Raw genomic sequence first — 19,316 nt, 5'->3', positions numbered from 1 at the left:
TTGCTAATGAAAATGAAGGATGTCAGGAGCGCATGTGAACTTGTATAGTTCATTGAGCCGCAACTTATTATTTGCCTGGAGCTAAACTTATAAAATCAAAAACCCGCTCCGGTGCTCCGGAGCGGGTTTTAAGTATGGGCTGTGAAAGTGGTTATTTTTCCAGCACTATTTTCTGCGTCAGCACTTTAGAGCCAGTCACCAGCCTGATGATGTAAACTCCGCGGGTTAAGCCTTCTGCTGTCAGCTCAAAGCTGCGCGTTGCATTTGCCTCTGCCGTTCCCTGGTATAGCCGGCGTACCAGCCTGCCCTGGATATCGTAGAGGTCCAGCGAAACTTCCTCTGAGGCGGTCAGCGTGAACTGCACCGTCGCGTCTGTGGTGAAAGGGTTCGGGTAAGCCTTCAGTTGCGCTTCGTTCAGCTGCGGCTCTTCCTCTTGCAGGTTAGAGGCGCTTACCAGGCCGGAGCCTGTAGAGGTAGCCAGGTAAGGCGAGAGTTTGCTTCCGGCTACTGGGGCCTCCATTGTTCCGTCAGGCATCTTCCAGGCCACGGCCAGGTTTCCGCTTCCCCATCCTTGCTTGTGCAGGGCCTCGATGTAGTACTTCTTGCCTGCCTCCAGGCGCACGGCCGCCGACTTCTGGGAGGCGTACTTGTTCCACTCCCGCGAGTAGGTCCAGCCGGTCACGGAGGCAATCTTCTTCCTGTTCGCCTGGCTCTCGTCAGTGCTCAGCCAGAGCTCTGCGTTGTCGTCGCCTGCGATGAAGAAGGTGTAGTCGCCGGTCTGCGGCGGGCAGATGTAACCCCGGACGCGGGCGCCGTAGCTGCTGCCCAGGTTGGTGGGCGCCTCGAACAGGCTCAGCTGGCTGGTGCTGCTCGGCTTGGTGCTCAAAGGGATGTCAGAGACGCTGCTGCCTGATACGTCGCCCCAGTGCTCGCGCAGGATGCTGCCAGTGGCGGAGCAGGAGGTAGTGAGTGCTGGATGCACAGTTACAGTGGCATCATCTGACACACTGGCTCCCCCGTTGTCTGTTACTACCAGGCGGAAGACATAAGTACCCTCCAGCAGGTTGCTTACTGTTAGATTTGCCGAAGTGGCTCCGCTCAAGGTAACTGTAGGGCCACTTACTTTGCTCCAGCTATAACTGCTGATGGTTCCATCGCTATCAATGCCCGAGCCACTCAGGGACACACTGTTGGCGGGTAGTGTAATGGTTTTGTCGGTACCAGCGCTGGCTACGGGTGATTCATTGGCGATGGAGGAACTATAAGGCGAGAGCATGCCACCGGCTATTGGAGCTTCTGTTTTGCCGTCAGGCATCTTCCAGGCCACGGCCAGGTTTCCGCTTCCCCATCCTTGCTTGTGCAGGGCCTCAATGTAGTACTTCTTGCCTGCCTCCAGGCGCACGGCTGCCGACTTCTGGGAGGCGTACTTGTTCCACTCCCGCGAGTAGGTCCAGCCGGTCACGGAGGCAATCTTCTTCCTGTTCGCCTGGCTCTCGTCAGTGCTCAGCCAGAGCTCTGCGTTGTCGTCGCCTGCGATGAAGAAGGTGTAGTCGCCGGTCTGCGGCGGGCAGATGTAGCCCCGGACGCGGGCGCCGTAGCTGCTGCCCAGGTTGGTGGGCGCCTCGAACAGGCTCAGTTGGCTGGTGCTGGTTGGCTTGGTGCTCAACGGGATGTCAGAGACGCTGCTGCCTGATACGTTGCCCCAGTGCTCGCGCAGGATGCTGCCAGTGGCGGAGCAGGTAGTAGGGGCCACTATGGTGATGGACTTGCTAGGGCAGGAGCTGTCATCTATTACGGTGATAGTATGATGAGTTAGCTGTTGCAGGTTATTCTTATCGGTGAAAGTATAAGTAAGCGCTTTGTTTCCTGTTCCTGTACTTAGCGGGTTAAAGTATTTGCCTTCCGTTACCCCCGGTCCGCTATACGTTCCTCCGGCTGTCGTACCGAAATCAAGGAGTACCGTGCCACTGTTCAGGCACACTTTGCTGTTTGTTGTCAGGTGGTGTGCTCCTATAGCGTACGTGCTTCGTTGCACAATGCTGTTGCCGTAAAAATCAGTCGTTCCTGTATTCTTATTCAGCGTTGCAGCCAGGTCTATTCCTTTGCCTAGTAATGGAGAAGTTTCCTTCTGCTCGTAACCCTGGAGGGTGTGTAGCAGGCGGGTATCGCTTAACGTGATTCCTTGCCCCGGCTGCTTCAGTTCCGGGTCCAGGCTATACCCGGAGGCGATTCCGTTCAGCTTTTCCTGCCCGGTAGCTGTGCGCCATGCTTCCAGCGTAGAGTACGTGGTGCTGCCCCACTTATATTTTGCACTGCTTCCTGTTGCCCAATAATCGTTTCCCTCAAATTTAACACCTGCCGTTACTGCTGCATTTACAAGTTCAAGGCTATTAGTAACCTGAAAAATGTTGTTTCTGATTTGAGCAGACACTGCGCCTCCGCTCTGCACACAAAGCGCTTTGGGTGAGCCACTGGTGGCAGGGGTGAGGTAGATGGTGTTGTTGTAGACCTCGAGGTCCTGTATACCGCCGCTAGCGCCTGAAGACCATAAGTGTATAGCACCATACCCGTTTTTTCGGCCGTCATTTTCGCTGATGTTGTACCTGACAATAACTCCTTTCATGGCAGGTGCCCCTACATATTGTGCCACAAGGTAGCCAGCTCCCTCATTGTCATGGGAGTAGTTGTATTGCATGATACTGTTAGTACAACCCCCGTCGATGTCGAACCCGCCGCCATCTTTTGTGGTACCGGTCTTATTGTGGTGCGATTCATTATATTGGATGATGAGGTTATTGCATCTGTAGCCCCAGATTCCAACCGGGCCGCCAGATGACCAGGCGTTGAGCCAGCCGTTGTTATAAGCCTCACAGTGTTCAATGATGGCGCCGTCCACGTCACCTAGTACTATGCCATTGCCACTGTGTGAATCTGTCTTCTCGGGCAGGCCGGCATTGTTATATACCTTTATGTTGCCTACGTACACATTACGGTGCGCGGGTGTTATTTCTCCATAAGTGCCTATACCTCCGTCACCGTTGTCATGCACGGAGCTATTGGTAATGGAAACATTATGAAAGCCGCTCGCCCCGTTCCAGCTTCCTATCGAAATGCCTGTGTAGCGGTATCCGGATACCTCGATACGGTCAATTGCGATGTAGTCCAGGCGGGTGTTATTGGGCAGGTCCATGTAAAACTTAATCCCGTTGCTTTCGCTGCTCGTACGGCCCGATCCCATGAATTCAATATTCTCGATCTTAAAGCCAGCTGAGTTGTAAACATAGATGCCTGTGTTACTTCCGCTGCTTATTTTGGCTCTCCCGGTTCCGTGAGATCCTAAAAAAATTGGCTTGGAAGCAGTGCCTCTAACCTTTGAGTCAAAATAAATACTACCTGAAAAGGTGCTGCCTCCTTCAAAAAGGACGGAATCACCGGGTACAAATACTGTCTCGTTGACTTTGTCTATACTGGCCCATGCCTGACTTTTGGATGTGCCCGTGTTTGCATCTTTTCCGGATGCACTCACATAATAAGTGGCCGCCTCTAGCGAATAGGTGATGAAGACCAGCATGACGCATGCTGCCAGGGATAATAATCTCATAAGGGGATAAGACTTTGGCTACTGCTGCATGATTTCCAGAAAGAAGCGCTGTATCCTGATTGCTCAGCAAATGAGCTGATCCGGGGCTACAGTTGATTGCCACAAGGGCTAAAGCTTCATCAAGGGTACAAGAGTAGGTTTGATTGAATTGCTTTAAAAGTAGAAATGGATTATTTTATTTCAGACAAGCTGGGTGAGGTGTCTGGAATGGTACTAAAAACCAGTAAATGCTTGCGCAGGTTTTTTGTGATTGCATAGATTTAATCATATTGTCAAAATTAGCTTATTGGTTGCGCTAATATATTGTAAATATAATTAACTGTATATCAGTGAAGGGGTATATTTTAAAGAAAAATATTAAAAAATGCTTTTAAGCTCTTTATAGCCGTTTTAGGCAGGTTTATTATGTTAATAATTTATTTGTGCCAGATATAAGGCTTTAACAAAAAGTGATTATTTATAATTATTTATAGTCTATATTATATTTATTTTTAATAAGAATAATTATATTGTTTTGATTCAAAAATTATAATTATGCTGTAGAGCTACTTTTTATTATGGGATGAGTAGAAATTGTACTTATTATGTTATAACACAGTTTTTGTAATTTTGAACCAGGGTTGTTCTTTCTATATGAGGAGCAGTTTTAGGAAATACCTGCCATAAGCTTTTTCATCCTGCTGAAGCTATCTGATCAGGCATAGTGTTCTGCAGATAATATGTAGTATGTGATGCATTAATCAATAGGAGTGCGTGCACCTATTGCAACTGTTGTTATGGCGCATTAAACAGTTTACCTACTCCAATAACGACTGTTGGCTGTGCTGCTGCCTGAGAGGGAGTGAACTACTCTTATTACCGCGCCTGATTTAAACAATTCGAGAGACTACAGGATTAAGAGATGCTGACAGGAAAACCTAAGTAAAAGCTACTTATATTTGATGAGCTACATGAAAGTGGTTGTAACACAGGTCTTAACTGAGGAAGCATACAATTGTTACGCGCTAGATCAGTTGTAGTGACAATGAAATTGATCTACTTAGATTTTGTAAGTCAATATTTGTATTACTTCACTTGTTTTAAATAGTATTAATATAAATAGTAATTTTTATATTTAAGAAAACAATTAACTTTAATATCAGTAAGGGTGTATTATGTCAGCTAATAATAAGAAATGGGATTGGGAAATCCAGAGCAGGACAAGTTGGATGGGATCCAGGCTGGATGAACTGTGGGAGTATCGGCACCTGTTGGTTGGTTTAGTAAGGCGTGACTTTCTACTGAACTATCAGCAAACCGTGTTAGGGCCCTTCTGGATTTTTTTTCAGCCAATAATGACGTTGGTGACCTACGTTTTGGTTTTTGATAAATTAGTAGGCATTCCGACTGGTACTGTGCCTCCTGTGCTGTTTTATTTAGCGGGTATTGTACTGTGGAACTTGTTTAGTGATGGCTTTAATGGAACGTCAGCTACTTATAGGGAAAATGCCCATATCTTTAGCAAGGTGTATTTTCCACGACTCATTATGCCTCTCTCGCAGCTGAGTACCCACTTTATGCGCTTTTTGTTCCAGATGATATTACTGCTGCTGGTGATAGCTTATTATTTGGTATTTGAAGATGTTTCAATTTCTGTTGGTCCCTGGCTGCTGGCTTTGCCATTTGTTATATTACTTACAAGCATGCTTGCACTTTCGCTTGGCTTACTTTTTTCTGTGATTACAGCAAAGTATCGCGATCTAGCCAATCTGGTCGGGCTTAGTATACGATTACTCATGTTCCTGACACCTGTTATATATTCCATTGATTACATCCCGGAAAAGGTGCGATGGATTGTACTTTTAAATCCGCTTACACCTTTGTTTGAGTTGTTCCGGCTTTCTTTATTAGGCGAAGGCACCGTTACTATACCACAGCTGATCTATAGTGTGCTCTTCACCCTCTTCTTGTTTGCCGGCTCTATGTTGATCTTCAACAAACAAGGAGACAAACTTATTGACGTAGTTTAAGCTAGTATGGCAGAAACAGTAATAGAGGTAGAAAACCTCTCAAAGTTATACCGACTGGGAACTGTAGGCACCGGCTCTTTCCGGCAGGACGTACAGCGCTGGTGGACTACTGCGATCCTAAGGAAAGAAGATCCATTTTTTACGCTGAGCGGGGCGGAAGATGCTTCAGAAAGCAAACAGTTTCTTTGGGCTTTGCAAAATATTAGTTTTGAGGTTAAGCAGGGGGAGGCTTTAGGTATTATTGGCAGCAATGGGTCAGGGAAATCAACTTTGCTGAAAATTATCTCACGTATTGTACGCCCAACCAGTGGCCATGTCAGAGGGAACGGCAAAGTCAGCAGTCTCCTTGAGGTAGGAACAGGTTTCCATCAGGAACTGTCAGGACGGGAGAACATCTACCTGAGTGGCTACATCTTAGGTATGCGAAAAGACGAGGTGAAAACCAAGTTTGATGAGATAGTTGCTTTCTCAGGAATTGAGCGCTTTATAGACACGCCTGTTAAAAGATACTCCTCCGGTATGTATGTGCGCCTTGCTTTTGCTGTGGCAGCACACCTCGAGCCGGATATCCTGATTGTAGACGAAGTACTGGCGGTAGGCGATGCTGACTTTCAGAAAAAATGTCTCGGCAAAATGCGCGATGTATCGCAATCAGAAGGAAGAACCATCTTATTTGTAAGCCATAGCATGCAGGCAGTGAATAACCTCTGTGACAAAGCGCTGTGGTTGAACAAAGGCAAGTTGAAGGAATATGGGGAGGTGACCAGTATAGTGGGCAAATACATTACCGGTGTGCAGCAGTACAAACTTAAGCAAAGCTGGAGTAAACCCGAAGAAGCGCCCGGAAATGAGCACGTACGGATTAAATCTGTAGAACTGGTGCCTCACCTTCTTGATGTTAATGCTCCGCTCGACATCCGCACACCCCTGACAGTAAAATTCGAGCTTTGGAACATGACAGATGATGTTCTTCTAAGCGCGGGGCTTCACCTGTTCACGTACGGTGGGGAGTGTATCTTTGATGCGCCCTCACCGGCAACGCAATGTGATAAAGGCGTTGTGAAGGGGGAGTGCACTGTTCCGGGAAACTTCCTGAACGACGGGTCTTACTATTTCTCCCTGATCATACTGAAGAATACATCCGTCTCCTTGTTTTACTATGAGGAGTGCCTGAGCTTTGATTTGGAGGACTATCGCGAAAACATCCAGTGGTATGGGAAATGGTGGGGTGCTGTGCGTCCTAAGCTTCCTTTCAGGCTGGAGCAAACAGAGTTAGTTCTACAGTAGTACCTCTCAACCGCTGTCATCACCCTATGCAGGCACACGCACCATACCATATTGCGCACATATACCTCGATCAGCTGTCTGCACTGCCTGTGCCTGATCTGCGCCGGCAGGCAAGCTATCTTGTTTTCTGGTGGGACTCTGTTGCCTTAGGTCATCTCTTTATAGGCACCGACGAAAAGCTTTCAGACGCCTCGTTCAGAGATAAGTTTATCGCGGCCATTCGTCCGGCTGTGGAACAGTATACGGCCTCCATGCATACCAAAGAGGCACACTGGGAAGAGTTGCTTCAACACCGCAGGTATGAGGAGTGGAAGCGCTGGATGGATACTGCCATGTCCGCCTGGACTGCCGCGGCTATACCTGAGAAAGTACCCGTGTCAGTGGTGATCTGCACCCGTGACAGAGCTTCCTTTCTGCAGAACTGTCTGAGGCAACTGAGTCGGTTAACATGCCTTCCGGAAGAAGTCATTGTAGTGGATAATGCCCCTGTCAATGATGACACAAAAGAGGTGGTGCTGCAGTTTGAAGGAGTAACCTACGTAAGAGAGCCAAGGCCGGGGCTTGACATCGCGCGTAACACGGGAGTGTTAAGCGCAACTATGCCTATTGTCGCTTACACAGACGACGATGTGGAAGTACATCCGCTGTGGGTGTACCGGGTTTGGCAGACTTTTCAGGATAAAGCAGTGGCCGCCATGACAGGCCTTGTAATTGCTGCTAAACTGGATACCGAGGCACAGCTGATTTTTGAGAAACACTGGAGCTTTAACCGTGGGTTTACAGATAAAGTATATGATGCTGTATACTTCAATAAAACGTTAGCAAAAGGTCCACCGGTATGGGAGATAGGAGCAGGCGCGAATATGGCTTTCAGAAAAGAGGTACTGGAAAAGGTAGGCTTATTTGATGAGTTGCTGGATGTAGGGGCAGCTGGCTGCAACGGTGATTCTGAGATGTGGTACCGGATACTGGAAAGCGGGCACACAATTCTTTACAACCCCAGAGCGGTGGTGCATCACGAGCACCGCAGGGAGATAGAGGGACTAAAAAAACAGATATTCTATTATTTGCGAGGCTTTACAACTGCTGCCCTGCTGCAACAGCGGCTTCGGCAGGAGGCAGGTTATAAAAGGCACCTGTTCCAGGTATTGCCTCCTTATTACATGAAACTTATCTGGAAAGGGTTCCCCTTTTACCATTTCCAGTACCGTACACTTTGGGCTGAAATAAAAGGCGTACTTTCAGGGCTGGCTTTTTATATACGAAACCGCAGGCCGGCTTCTAAATAATAACAGGAAGAAAATGCTGTCTTCTTCTCACATCGACTCACCCCTGGTATCGGTTATTATTCCGTGTTATAACCACGGCGCGTACCTGCAGGAGGCTTTTGAGAGCGTATGGAGCCAAGCATATCCATCAATTGAGATCATTGTGGTAGACGATGGTTCAACAGACAATACCCGCGAAGTAGCTGCAAGCACAAAAGGGGTGAAGTATATCTATCAGAAAAACCAGGGCCTTTCTGCGGCCCGAAACACAGGTGTCCGGCATAGCGAAGGGGAACTACTGGTGTTTCTGGATGCAGACGATTGGCTTTTGCCTGATGCCATTAACCTGAATGTGCACTACCTGCTGCAAAATGAGCAACTGGCCTTTGTATCGGGTGGACACGACAAAGTGTTTGTAGATGAAGGGATTGTAAAAGAGGAGGTCTATGAAGTTCCCTCCGAACATTATTTCCACCTGCTGCAAGGCAACTACATAGGCATGCACGCCACAGTGATGTACAGGAGGTGGGTGTTTGAAGAGTTTGCGTATGACACCTCCCTGAAAGCCTGCGAAGACTATGACCTGTACCTGAGAATTACCCGCAAGTACCCAGTTCTTCACCATACCGGAAAAATAGCGGCGTACCGGCTGCATACGGCTAACATGTCCGGCAATATCCCGTTTATGCTGGCTACAGCGCTGCAGGTGCTTGACCGGCAGCAGAAGAATATACAGTCAGCGGTGGAACAGGAAGCACTTGACAGGGGCCATGCCGTCTGGAAAAATTATTACTGCGACGAATTATACAGGAAGCTGATTTCCAAAAAGGCAACAGCTACGCCCGGAACTCTCTCTATGTTAGTTAAACACAAGCCTGTTTTAGGCCTGAAGTATATGTTAAAATCACTTTTACATGCTTAAGTCTTTTATCAAGAATAATATGCCTGCCTTTGGGTTGAGGTGGCTGCACGAAAACAACTTATACAAAGCCTATAAGCCTGCTGTAGGAGCCGTTGACGCTGGTGACTTTGAACGTGCAACACCCTTCAGTACCCAGTTTGGTTATGACCGTGGTGGCCCGATAGACCGTTACTACATCGAGAATTTTCTGCAGAGAGAATCCGGCAGTATCAGAGGTCACGCCATGGAGATAGGGGATAATGCGTATACGATGCAGTTTGGCGGCGATAAGATAACAAAAAGCGATATCCTGCATGTGAACGAAAAGAACCCTGCGGCCACACTGATTGGTGACATCAGCCATGCTCCTCAGATTCCGGACAACACCTTCGACTGCATTGTGCTGACCCAGACACTCCATCTCATATATGATTTTAAAGGGGCTCTGGCAACCTGCCACCGCATCCTGAAGCCGGGAGGAACTTTGCTGCTTACAGTGCCGGGTATCACGCCCATCGATCACGGGGAGTGGAAAGAAACATGGCTATGGGCTTTTACTGATAAGGCTATGCACCGGCTTATGACGGAGACGTTTGAGAAGGGGCAGGTAGAGGTCAATACGTTTGGGAATGTGTTTGTCGCCTCGGCCTTTTTGTATGGCATGGGTTTGTCTGAGGTGCCGAAAGAAAAACTGGATTACAATGATCCACACTTCCAGGTTATCATCACGGTAAAAGCGGTAAAATCAGCATCTAATTGAAAGCACAGTTACGCCATATCTATTATAAATACATTGCTCCTAAGGCACTCGTGCTGATGTATCACAGGGTGGCAGAGCCGGAGTCGGATGTATGGGAAGTGGCAGTGAGCTCTGCTAATTTCGAGCAGCAGCTGCAGGTCTTAAAGCAGTATTACCGTGTTGTGCCGCTAAAGGAAATGGTAGAAAGACTTAAAAATGGAGTTGTCGAAAGAAACACTATTGCTATTACGTTTGATGATGGGTATGTAGATAACTACCAGACGGCAAAGCCGTTGCTGGAAAAGTATTGCCTGCCGGCTACTTTTTTCATCACCTCCGGTAATGTGGGGCAGCAAAAGGAGTTCTGGTGGGACGAGTTAGAGCATCTGATACTTTTTTCTGAATCACTTCCTGCCGTTATGGATTTGGAGGTAGCTGGGGCGAGTATAGCGTTTAATCTGGAAGAGGAGGCACAGCTGACTCAAAGCCTCCGGCAGCAGCACAAAGCCTGGAAATCCTGTGAGCAGGAACCTCCATCTAAAAGAAGCCTCCTCTTCTATAGGCTTTGGGAGAAACTAAAACCATTGCCTGTGAGCGAACAACAGGCAGCGCTGCAGAAAATCAGGGATTGGGCTGGTGCTGCAGCATCTGCCAGGCCGGACTGCAGGAGTATGTCCAGAGAGGAGTTGAAGGATTTAGGGCAAGGCGAACTCTTTGACTTGGGAGCTCACACTGTATCACATGCGGCATTGGCCTACCATGCACCGCAATTTCAGGAGAAAGAGATAGAGGAGAACAAGTGCTTTTTGGAAGAAATAGCGCAAAAAAGAATAGACCTTCTTACGTACCCCTATGGCAATTACAACAATGAGACCATGGCTATAGCTGAAAGAGTTGCGTTTGCAGCTGCTTTTACCACGGAGGAAAAAGCTGTTATCAGGAATGCAAACCGCTATAGGTTGGGGCGGTTTCAGGTTAAGAATATGGCTGCGCCCGAGTTCAAAAAGCAGCTGCAGTTATGGAAGTACAGCATTTAATCTAACGCAATGGCAAATCCACACGCACCCTTTGTTTCTGTGATTATAGCTTTCTTGAATGAGGAAAAATTCCTCACGGAGGCTGTAGAGAGTGTTCTGGCCCAGGATTACCCTCACTGGGAGCTTATACTGGTAGATGATGGCTCAACAGATAGTAGCTCTGCCATTGCTAAAACATATGCGCAGCGGTTTACTGGCAAAATCTTTTACCTGGAGCACGAGGGACACCGCAACAAAGGCTTAAGTGCCAGCAGGAACCATGGCATTGCGCATGCAAAAGGAGAACTGCTTGCATTTCTGGATGCCGATGATGTGTGGCTGCCTGGTAAACTGACAAACCAGGTTGCAATATTTCAGCGTCATCCGGAGATTAGCATGGTAGCGGAAGCTTCTGATTACTGGTATAGTTGGGATAAGGCAGATGCTGAAAATGTAGCGATTGCTGTAGGGGCACCGCAGGATAAGGTGTACCAGCCAACAGAGTTATTATATCACTTATATCCACTAAGTGCAGGAGCTGCTCCCTGCCCTTCGGGCCTGATGCTAAAAAAGGCAGCTATCCTGCGAGTAGGAGGTTTTGAGGAATCATTCACCGGCAAATATCAGCTATATGAAGATCAGGGTTTCCTTAACAAAGTTTACCTGAAGGAGAAGGTATATATATCATCTGCCTGCAACAACCTTTACAGGCAGCGAACCGGCTCCATTGTACAGTGGGTGCATGCAGACGGGCATTACAACGATGTAAGAGTTTATTTTCTGAAATGGTTTGAAGCCTATTTGCAGCGGGAGCATGTAGAGGATGAAGGTGTGCAGAAACTCCTAAAGAAAGCTTGGCACCCTTACCGCCATCCAAAACTCCATTACCTTACCGAGGTTTTACCGGGTAAGGTAAAGCAACTATTTCAGAATAAAACCTGATGTTGATGAAGTAATATGCCGCAGCTAACAGTATTGATGCCTGTATATAATGCCCAAAAATATCTGGCGGAGGCTATTGATAGCATTTTACAGCAATCCTTTACGGATTTTGAATTTTTGATCATCGATGATGCATCTACTGACGGGAGTGTGGAGATTGTGAAATCTTATACAGATCCGCGTATCCGCCTTGTTCTGAACGAGATTAATCTGGGTATTTCAGCAACATTGAACAAGGGGATAGCGCTTTCGGCATCGGAATTCATTGCCCGCATGGATGCCGATGATATCAGTTACCCGGACCGACTGTCAAAGCAGATTGCCTATATGCAGGCGCACCCGGAATGTGCGATGGTGTCTTCTTTGGTGAGAGTAATTTCGGAAGATGGTCAGTTTGTACGGCAGGATAAGTTTGAAAGTGATTACTTCTATTATAACCTCACCTTTATCTGCTGGATATATCATCCTACGGTTATGTACCGGAAGCAAGCTGTAACTGAGGTGGGGATGTATGCAGTACCCTATGCAGAGGATTTCGAGTTGTTCTGGCAGTTAAGCCGGAAGTTTGTGATTTATAATCTGCCTGAGGTGTTGCTCGATTACCGGGTTACTAACCAAAGCCTGCACCAGGTGCTCAAGAAACAGGAGTACGAGCAGGCGCAGCAAGAGCAATTGTTGCGCAACTTTCGGTACTATGCAGGCCCGGATTATACCATCCCTGCTAGTTTTGTGGAGTGTTTGCAGCATAATTTCCAACCCTTACTGGCAGAGCAGAGTGTTAGCAGCGTCTTGAATTGTATACGGGAATTGGACAAGCTAACAAGCGCTATCCAAGCCAGGGAAAATGTGAACAGAGACACCAGCGCCATAGAGCAAGCAGCTAAGTATAAGAGGAGGTTTATTCTTGATTATTTCGCTAGAAACCTACCGCGTTTCAAGGGGACTCTATTGTTGCTAAGGGCAGGCTATTTTAAGCTTCTGTATCATGTTGTAAAGGCTCGTTTGCTGCGGGTAGTTTAGTCAGCACTGGATATTTTACCTCCCTTCTTTTAGTATTGGCAGGTAGGGTTGGAGAAGGTTTTATGGCTGATTCTGAGTTTTTTTACAAGCAAAAATATGGTAGAGGAGGAGCAGGTGTATCAACTAGATAGCTTTTGTTCCGGGAAAATATATTGTTAATCTTATGCCATGCTTCCATGAAAGTGACGATAATAAGGAAATCTTTTCGTGAGACTGTCTATCGATCTTTCACGTTGATAGCTCGCATACTCCCGCTTTGGAAGGAAACTAGAGCAGAGGATGTTTTACCTCCCATGTTTTCTTTGCCTGTGTCTCTACCCGTTAATTATGAAAAGCTCCCGGAGGAGTTTGCAAACCAGTTTGTTAAAACTAAAAGCATCCCCGGGCGGCGCATTTTTGTTATGAAAGACGTTTGGGTGAGTGGCCGGGGTGTTGTTTTTAAGTACCTGAGAATTTTTGCGCCAAGCCTTCCATGGCTAAGAGACATGACCTTATACCGAAAAGGGATGCTATTCGTGAAGCAGTGGGCGAAGGATGTACAAGAGATTCCCGATACAGAAATTGTTGCCCTTGTGTATGACAATTGGTCTGCTGAAAACTATTACCATTGGATGATTGAATCTTTACCACGGCTACTATTGGTGCAGAAAAAATACCCGGATTTCCAGTTACTTATTCCTGATCCTGCCCCCGGTTATATCAGGAGCACGATTGACCTGTTGGGGTTTAAAAACGTGCTGCCATTGAGCAGGAGAGATGATAAGGTTATAAAAGTTTCGAATTTGGCTTTACCGGAATTGGTATATTACGAGGAGGAGGAATATGGGAGCCAGTCAGCGTACAGACTCCAGCAAGCCACTGCTTCTGAAAAGAATATGCAGCTACCCGGATCTGTACCATTGCCAAGGCTTGAGGAGGAAGAACTGATAGTTAAGGTGAGAAGAAAGCTGCTGAAGCATTTCTATAACAAGCCTGCCGTTCCTGAAAGGCGCATTTTTGTTTCGCGTTCGCGGCAAAACACACGCAGGCTGTTAAATGAAAACGAGGTATTACCGGTTCTGGAAAAGTATGGGTTTGAAATAATTTATTTTGAAGGCCTTTCTTTTAACGAGCAGGTACAGTTAATGCTTGAAACAGCCGTCTTTGTAAGTGTGCACGGATCGAATATGGTGAACATTCTCTTTCTGCAGTCAGGAGCGAGAGTGGTGGAAATGATGAACCAGGCTTTTCTAAATGATGCTTATTACCTGATGGCCTCCAGCATTGGCCTTGCATACTATTCGGTTCCCTGCACCATGCCAGGTACAACCATGCCGCTTTCAGAGGATACAGTTGCAATCAATGATGCTGATCTGGTGGTAAATGTTCCGGAACTGGAAGAAACCCTGCATACGGCTTTGCAGCAGCCTGAGAGGGTTAACAAGGCTTTTTGATTTAGCCTTGAACTATAACGGCACCAAATGTTTACCTTTATTAAACCTCTAGATAGCATAAACAGCATGCGACGCAGAGTTAGCTTTAACTGCCTGTTCTATGCACGCGCTTTTGAGTGTTATTTTGAATATAAAACGGGTACTTCTTTTTATAAATTAAAAATCCTTAACTAACTATGGTGGTAGTGACTTTGACAGGTGGTTTAGGGAACCAGCTTTTCCAGTACACAATAGGAAAGCAGTTGGCAATCAAAAATGAAACAACACTTAAATTATATATAGCAAATCTGGGAGTTGAAGACGGAAGAAGTTATAAGCTCAACCACTATAATATTGATGAAGTTCTTGCTACTGAAAGTGAAGTAGAAAAGCTCATAGGAGAATATTATAGTAGTTCTCTCTATGCTAAAATATATAGGAAAATAGACAGCTACCGTCCTAAGTATAAAAGGAAGTATTATGTGGAAGATGAAAACTGGAGGTTTGAACCTGAGGTGATGAAAGTTTCATCTAATGTTTTGCTGGAGGGTTTCTGGCAACATCATAAATATTATGAAAAACTTGATGCTACCATATTGGGAGAACTGACGCTCAAGAAAGAAGAAACATTTACCGTAAAATCATTAAAAGATATTGAGAAAGATAGCACTTCTGTTTCTCTACACATCAGGAGGGGGGACTATGTTAGTGATTTGAACAACGCATCTTATTTTGGCGTAATGCCATTGCACTATTATCAAAAGGCAGTTGAACATGTTAACAGCCAGATAAAAAATCCTAACTTCTATATATTTTCTGACGATTTAGACTGGGCAAAAGATAATTTAAAGATGCATGTCCCTATGACCTTTGTTGACGTTGAAGGAGGCAAGAAGGATTATCTGGAATTAGACGCCATGAGCCACTGTCGTCATAACATAATCGCGAACAGTACTTTTAGCTGGTGGGCCGCATTTTTAAACAAGAACCCGGACAAAATTGTCATAGCTCCTGAAAAATGGGTGGTAAGCGAAGAGATGAATAAAGGTATTCACATCCAATTCCCCTCCTGGATTAAATTATAGACTATAATGTTCTGGATTATTTAAAAAGGATATATATATTGTTCCACAACTAAATAATATTCATATGATGGAAAGGATTCCATCTTCTCCGCCCTCCATACAACCGGTTGCAGTCACCGGAAACCGCCCCTACTGGTCAGTGATGATTCCGGTATTCAATTGCTCACAATACCTTACAGAAACGCTTGAAAGTGTTTTGAAGCAGGGCATTGCCCCAGAGGATATGCAGATTGAGGTAATAGATGATGCCAGTACGGATGCTGATGTGGAGGCCCTGGTACTTGCCATCGGCAAAGGAAGGGTGAAGTATTACAGGCAGGAACAGAATGTGGGTAGCCTCTGTAACTTTGTAACCTGCATCAATCGGGCACAGGGCAGGATAGTACATATTTTGCATGGTGACGATAGAGTAGTTGATGGGTATTACCAAAAGCTGGATGAGTTGTTTTATAAATATCCAGAAGCCGGAGCTGCTTTTAGCGGTTTTGCTTACATTGATGAAAGAGGCCAGAAAATGTACGATCAGAGGCCTGAAATGAAAGAGGACGGTATTTTGAAGGACTGGCTTCTGAAAATAAGCGAGTATCAGCGGGTACAATATGCAGCAATTGCAGTGCGGCGGGAGGTGTATGAAGCGTTAGGCGGATTTTATGGTGTAACCTACGGTGAGGATTGGGAGATGTGGGTTCGAATAGCACGGTATTATCCCATAGCCTATACACCGGAGGTATTAGCTGATTACCGCAAGCACGGCAGCTCCATTTCAGGGCAGAAGTTTATAACCGGACAGTATCTAAAAGATCTCTTAAGGGTAATGGAATATATTCAGGGCTACCTGCCAGAAGATGAGAGAGAGAAGCTGCTGAAAAAAACAAAAAAGTTTTACGCCCACTACGGCATCAGGGTGGCCAACCAGGTCTGGCATTCTTCCCATAACAAAAGTGGCGTTCAGCAGCAGGTAAGACAAACACTATCCCTGCACAGCGACCTTCTGTTATACTTGAAGATTGCTAAGATTTATGTTAAGATGTTTTTAAATAGAAAGTAAATAGAAAGTTCTCTTTCGACTTGCCAATCAGAAATATATCCTGCTCCTAAAGTTCTATACCTCTTCATCAGAGTTGGTTAATCAGCATGAAAAGACCAATCCTGTACGGTATAGCTGTTTGACAAACCCAATCGTATTGCTGACCCAAAAGTTTTCAATAAGACGCGAGTGACGTGTCCTGAACTTAGTTGTCAAAGGTGTCATATATAGATAGTAAGGCTTTCGCGGAAGATTTCCAGGTAAAGTCAGCAGCTCTTTTCAACCCTTTCGCCACAAGATCGGTGTAATAGTTATCATCAGATAATAGCTTCTGGATGCCTTCCGCAATTTCCTTTTCCTTATATGGGTCTACTAATAAAGCTGCACCACCGGCTACTTCTGGCATAGAGGAAGTGGTAGAAGTAATAACAGGCGTGCCGCATGCCATAGCTTCTAAAATAGGCAGGCCAAAGCTTTCACGAAGTGAAGGATACAGGAAAACGGCGGCTGCATTATACATCATAGGCATCTGCTGAGGTGCCACATACCCAGGAAACACAAAATGCGGTATAAGATGCTTTTTGTTGAACTCAGATAAAAAGGCTAGTACATGTGACCTGTCATGATCAAGGATAACGATAGGTACTGGATCTTTTGTGCATTGGCAATATTCGACATAGGCTGAAAGCACACCTTTGGTGTTCTTTTTAGGAGCAGTGTTGCCCAAAAAGAGCATGAACTTCTCAGGGATTTGGTGCTTCGATTTAAAATCCTCCACTTGCTCAACAGGATAGTGGGAGTGGAATATATCACTTACAGCGTTATAGACAACCTGAACCTTTTCTTCAGGCAAGCGCAATTGTTCTAGTATGGTGTTTCTTTCAAAATGAGAAACAGTGATAATAGAGGTGCTTTTATTTATCACTTTTGGCACCACAAACCTTCTGTAGAGGTTGCCAAAATTCTGATACGCGGTTCCTTTGAAATCTACTTTTTCCAGGTAAATAATATCGTGCAATGTGAGTAGCAGCGGATTAGATTGCCATAGAGCAGAAGTGTTACAGGTAGAGTGCAGAAAATCGATTTTGCTTTTCTTTACCGCTTTGGGTAACTGAATCTGCTCCCAATCTGCGTAACTATAAGCTGGTATGGTTTCTATCTTAAAGTTTTCAGTTTCTTTTAAACAACCTATATCAGTGTCTTCTTTTGCAAATATGATGTACTCATTCTTTTTATCAGACTCCTGTAACTGGCGAATCAATTCTAGGGCTACCACTTCCATTCCGTGTTTTTTGGGGCGGAAGATTCGTTGAGCTTCGATTCCTATTCTCATTGGTACTACTTTGAATTTAATTTTTCGACCGGTAGGGACGAATATATTATGAAGTTTGAATACAGAAATTTTTATACAGCTTAGAAGTTGAAGAGAGAAGCACCTGTGTTCGTGTTTTATAAGCACCTTTTAGACTTTCCATAGTGGTAGTGGGCCTCTTTATAAAACGCTCCTTCCCCTAAAAGGGTAACGTTCAGCAACAGGCAAGGCAAACGCTATTCCTGCACAGCGACCTTCTGTTATACTGGAAAGTTGCCAAGGGTTTGTGTTAAGATACCTTTGAACAGAAAATGAGGAGTTAGCTATGGTTGGTTCTTTGCTGTATGTTTACTGTGAAAGAGGAAAAGAATCTAGATTCCGTTAAGCGAACGAACATGCTGACGTTTCAGATCAGTTGTAGTGGCTTTTCTGATGAAATATTTCTGGATTGAGGCAGCATTTTCTGATAAAGGCTTTCTATTTGCCTCGTCATTTTTCTTACGTCGTGATTATCCTTGATTGTTAGATGTGCATTGGCACTGAGGGTATTTCTCAGAGCCTCATCAGTAGCCAGTAAAGTCAGGGACTTAGCTAATAATGCCGGAGAAGAAGGAGGAACCAACAGGCCATTTACCATATGTTCTATTACTTCTTTTGTTCCGTCTATGGCTGTGGCGACTATCGCTTTGCTCATGGCCATTGCTTCGAGCAGGCCAATCGACAAACCTTCCCAAAGAGAAGGCAGGCAGTATATATCTATTGCGTTCAGAATGTCAGGTATATCCTGCCTGAAGTCAACAAACGTAACCCGGGTTAAAATTTTCAGCTCCACAGCAAGCTGCAGGGCTTCTTCTTTTAAGTCACCCTCCCCAACTATAAGAAAATGTATGTTCACGTCTGCTGGTATCAAAGCTATTGCTTTCAGCAGGGTAATGGGATCTTTCTGTGAAGTTATTCTGGCTATGTAGCCTACCAGAATAGTTTCTTTAGCTATATTAAGTTCTCTCCTGATATCACTAAAAGAGTTCCCTTTGTTGAACTTGTTCAGGTCAATGCCATTTTTTATAATTGTAGCCCGACTCATGTCAAACAATTGCTGGCTTTCTTTCAGATTACTTTCAGACACGCATACAGTGATATCTGATTTGCTTGTCAAAAACTTTTCTCCTAAGGTTCTGTAACTCTTCATCAGAGATGGTTGGTCAGCATGAAAAGACCAGCCGTGTACGGTATAGATGATTGGTAAGCCTAAGCGCCTTGCAGCCCAGAAAGTGTTAGATAAAGCGCGAGTACCGTGTGCATGAAGGATGTCAATCTGGCAAGCTTTTAAAAGTCTTTTAACTTCTTTCCACTTCGTAAAATCGAAAGGCCTTTCTGTTTTGATTACATAGGTCTTTATCCCCATCTGTTGCAGTGTGCTAATCATGGGGCCATCTGTAAAAGACAATACTATAGGCTCATACAGCTCTTTGTCCAGTGCCTTTACCAGGTCAAGTACATGCGTTTCACCGCCTCCTATTTTTCCCTGTCTTATAGTTTCTAATACTCTTATTTTTCCTTTGACAGACATAGTCAATTAATCAGAAGAAGATGTTTTTATTAGTGGATTTTATTTCCCACTGTGTAATTACGTTTTAATAGAGAGCAGGAAACTTTACCTGTTCCATATAAAATTACTTAAATATATAGATATAGTA

14 protein-coding genes are annotated in these 19,316 nt (G+C 45.3%); 11 read left to right on the top strand and 3 right to left on the bottom strand.

Annotation, left to right across the window (positions count from 1 at the left end; all coding sequences use genetic code 11):
- Nucleotides 1-151: 151 nt before the first annotated feature.
- A complete protein-coding gene (locus tag DXT99_RS02720; protein ID WP_115563990.1) occupies nt 152-3,601 on the bottom strand; it encodes a PA14 domain-containing protein in 3,450 nt (1,149 codons plus the stop codon).
- A gap of 1,154 nt (nt 3,602-4,755) precedes the next feature.
- Between DXT99_RS02720 and DXT99_RS02715 the strand changes: the two genes are divergently transcribed.
- The 11 genes from DXT99_RS02715 (at nt 4,756) to DXT99_RS02665 (ending at nt 16,328) form a co-directional block, all read left to right on the top strand.
- Complete coding sequence (locus tag DXT99_RS02715; RefSeq protein ID WP_115563989.1) at nt 4,756-5,610, top strand: ABC transporter permease; 855 nt, start codon at nt 4,756-4,758, stop codon at nt 5,608-5,610.
- Nucleotides 5,611-5,616: 6 nt separating this feature from the next.
- Complete coding sequence (locus DXT99_RS02710) at nt 5,617-6,897, top strand: ABC transporter ATP-binding protein (protein ID WP_115563988.1); 1,281 nt, start codon at nt 5,617-5,619, stop codon at nt 6,895-6,897.
- A gap of 26 nt (nt 6,898-6,923) precedes the next feature.
- The gene (locus DXT99_RS02705; RefSeq protein ID WP_115563987.1) at nt 6,924-8,186 is read left to right on the top strand and encodes a glycosyltransferase family 2 protein; all 1,263 of its coding nucleotides are present in this window, start codon (nt 6,924-6,926) and stop codon (nt 8,184-8,186) included.
- Between the two features lie 13 nt (nt 8,187-8,199).
- Nucleotides 8,200-9,087: a glycosyltransferase gene (locus DXT99_RS02700; protein WP_115563986.1), complete on the top strand. Its 888-nt coding sequence runs from the start codon at nt 8,200-8,202 to the stop codon at nt 9,085-9,087.
- Nucleotides 9,080-9,826, top strand: a complete 747-nt coding sequence (locus DXT99_RS02695; RefSeq protein ID WP_115563985.1) for a methyltransferase domain-containing protein — start codon at nt 9,080-9,082, stop codon at nt 9,824-9,826. The genes DXT99_RS02700 and DXT99_RS02695 overlap by 8 nt, the downstream gene beginning before the upstream one ends.
- On the top strand, nt 9,823-10,842 hold the full coding sequence (locus DXT99_RS02690) for a polysaccharide deacetylase family protein (protein WP_115563984.1): 1,020 nt from the start codon (nt 9,823-9,825) through the stop codon (nt 10,840-10,842). The genes DXT99_RS02695 and DXT99_RS02690 overlap by 4 nt, the downstream gene beginning before the upstream one ends.
- Nucleotides 10,843-10,851: 9 nt before the next feature.
- Entirely contained in the window at nt 10,852-11,763 is a 912-nt protein-coding gene (locus DXT99_RS02685; protein ID WP_115563983.1) for a glycosyltransferase family 2 protein, read from the top strand.
- A gap of 15 nt (nt 11,764-11,778) precedes the next feature.
- Nucleotides 11,779-12,783, top strand: a complete 1,005-nt coding sequence (locus DXT99_RS02680) for a glycosyltransferase family 2 protein (RefSeq protein WP_115563982.1) — start codon at nt 11,779-11,781, stop codon at nt 12,781-12,783.
- Between the two features lie 293 nt (nt 12,784-13,076).
- Nucleotides 13,077-14,216, top strand: coding sequence for a glycosyltransferase family 61 protein (locus DXT99_RS02675; protein ID WP_181885005.1), 1,140 nt, complete (start codon nt 13,077-13,079; stop codon nt 14,214-14,216).
- A 176-nt stretch (nt 14,217-14,392) separates the two neighbouring features.
- Nucleotides 14,393-15,280: an alpha-1,2-fucosyltransferase gene (locus DXT99_RS02670; RefSeq protein WP_115563980.1), complete on the top strand. Its 888-nt coding sequence runs from the start codon at nt 14,393-14,395 to the stop codon at nt 15,278-15,280.
- Nucleotides 15,281-15,344: 64 nt separating this feature from the next.
- The gene (locus DXT99_RS02665) at nt 15,345-16,328 is read left to right on the top strand and encodes a glycosyltransferase family 2 protein (protein WP_246000416.1); all 984 of its coding nucleotides are present in this window, start codon (nt 15,345-15,347) and stop codon (nt 16,326-16,328) included.
- A gap of 184 nt (nt 16,329-16,512) precedes the next feature.
- Here the strand turns inward: DXT99_RS02665 and DXT99_RS02660 are convergent, their stop codons facing one another.
- Entirely contained in the window at nt 16,513-17,766 is a 1,254-nt protein-coding gene (locus DXT99_RS02660; protein ID WP_147294159.1) for a glycosyltransferase family 4 protein, read from the bottom strand.
- Nucleotides 17,767-18,025: 259 nt separating this feature from the next.
- The gene (locus DXT99_RS02655; RefSeq protein ID WP_115563977.1) at nt 18,026-19,189 is read right to left on the bottom strand and encodes a glycosyltransferase family 4 protein; all 1,164 of its coding nucleotides are present in this window, start codon (nt 19,187-19,189) and stop codon (nt 18,026-18,028) included.
- Between the last annotated feature and the right edge of the window lie 127 nt (nt 19,190-19,316).

Source organism: Pontibacter diazotrophicus (assembly GCF_003367245.1).
Classification (GTDB): domain Bacteria; phylum Bacteroidota; class Bacteroidia; order Cytophagales; family Hymenobacteraceae; genus Pontibacter; species Pontibacter diazotrophicus.
This window is presented reverse-complemented; position numbering and strand designations above follow the sequence as displayed.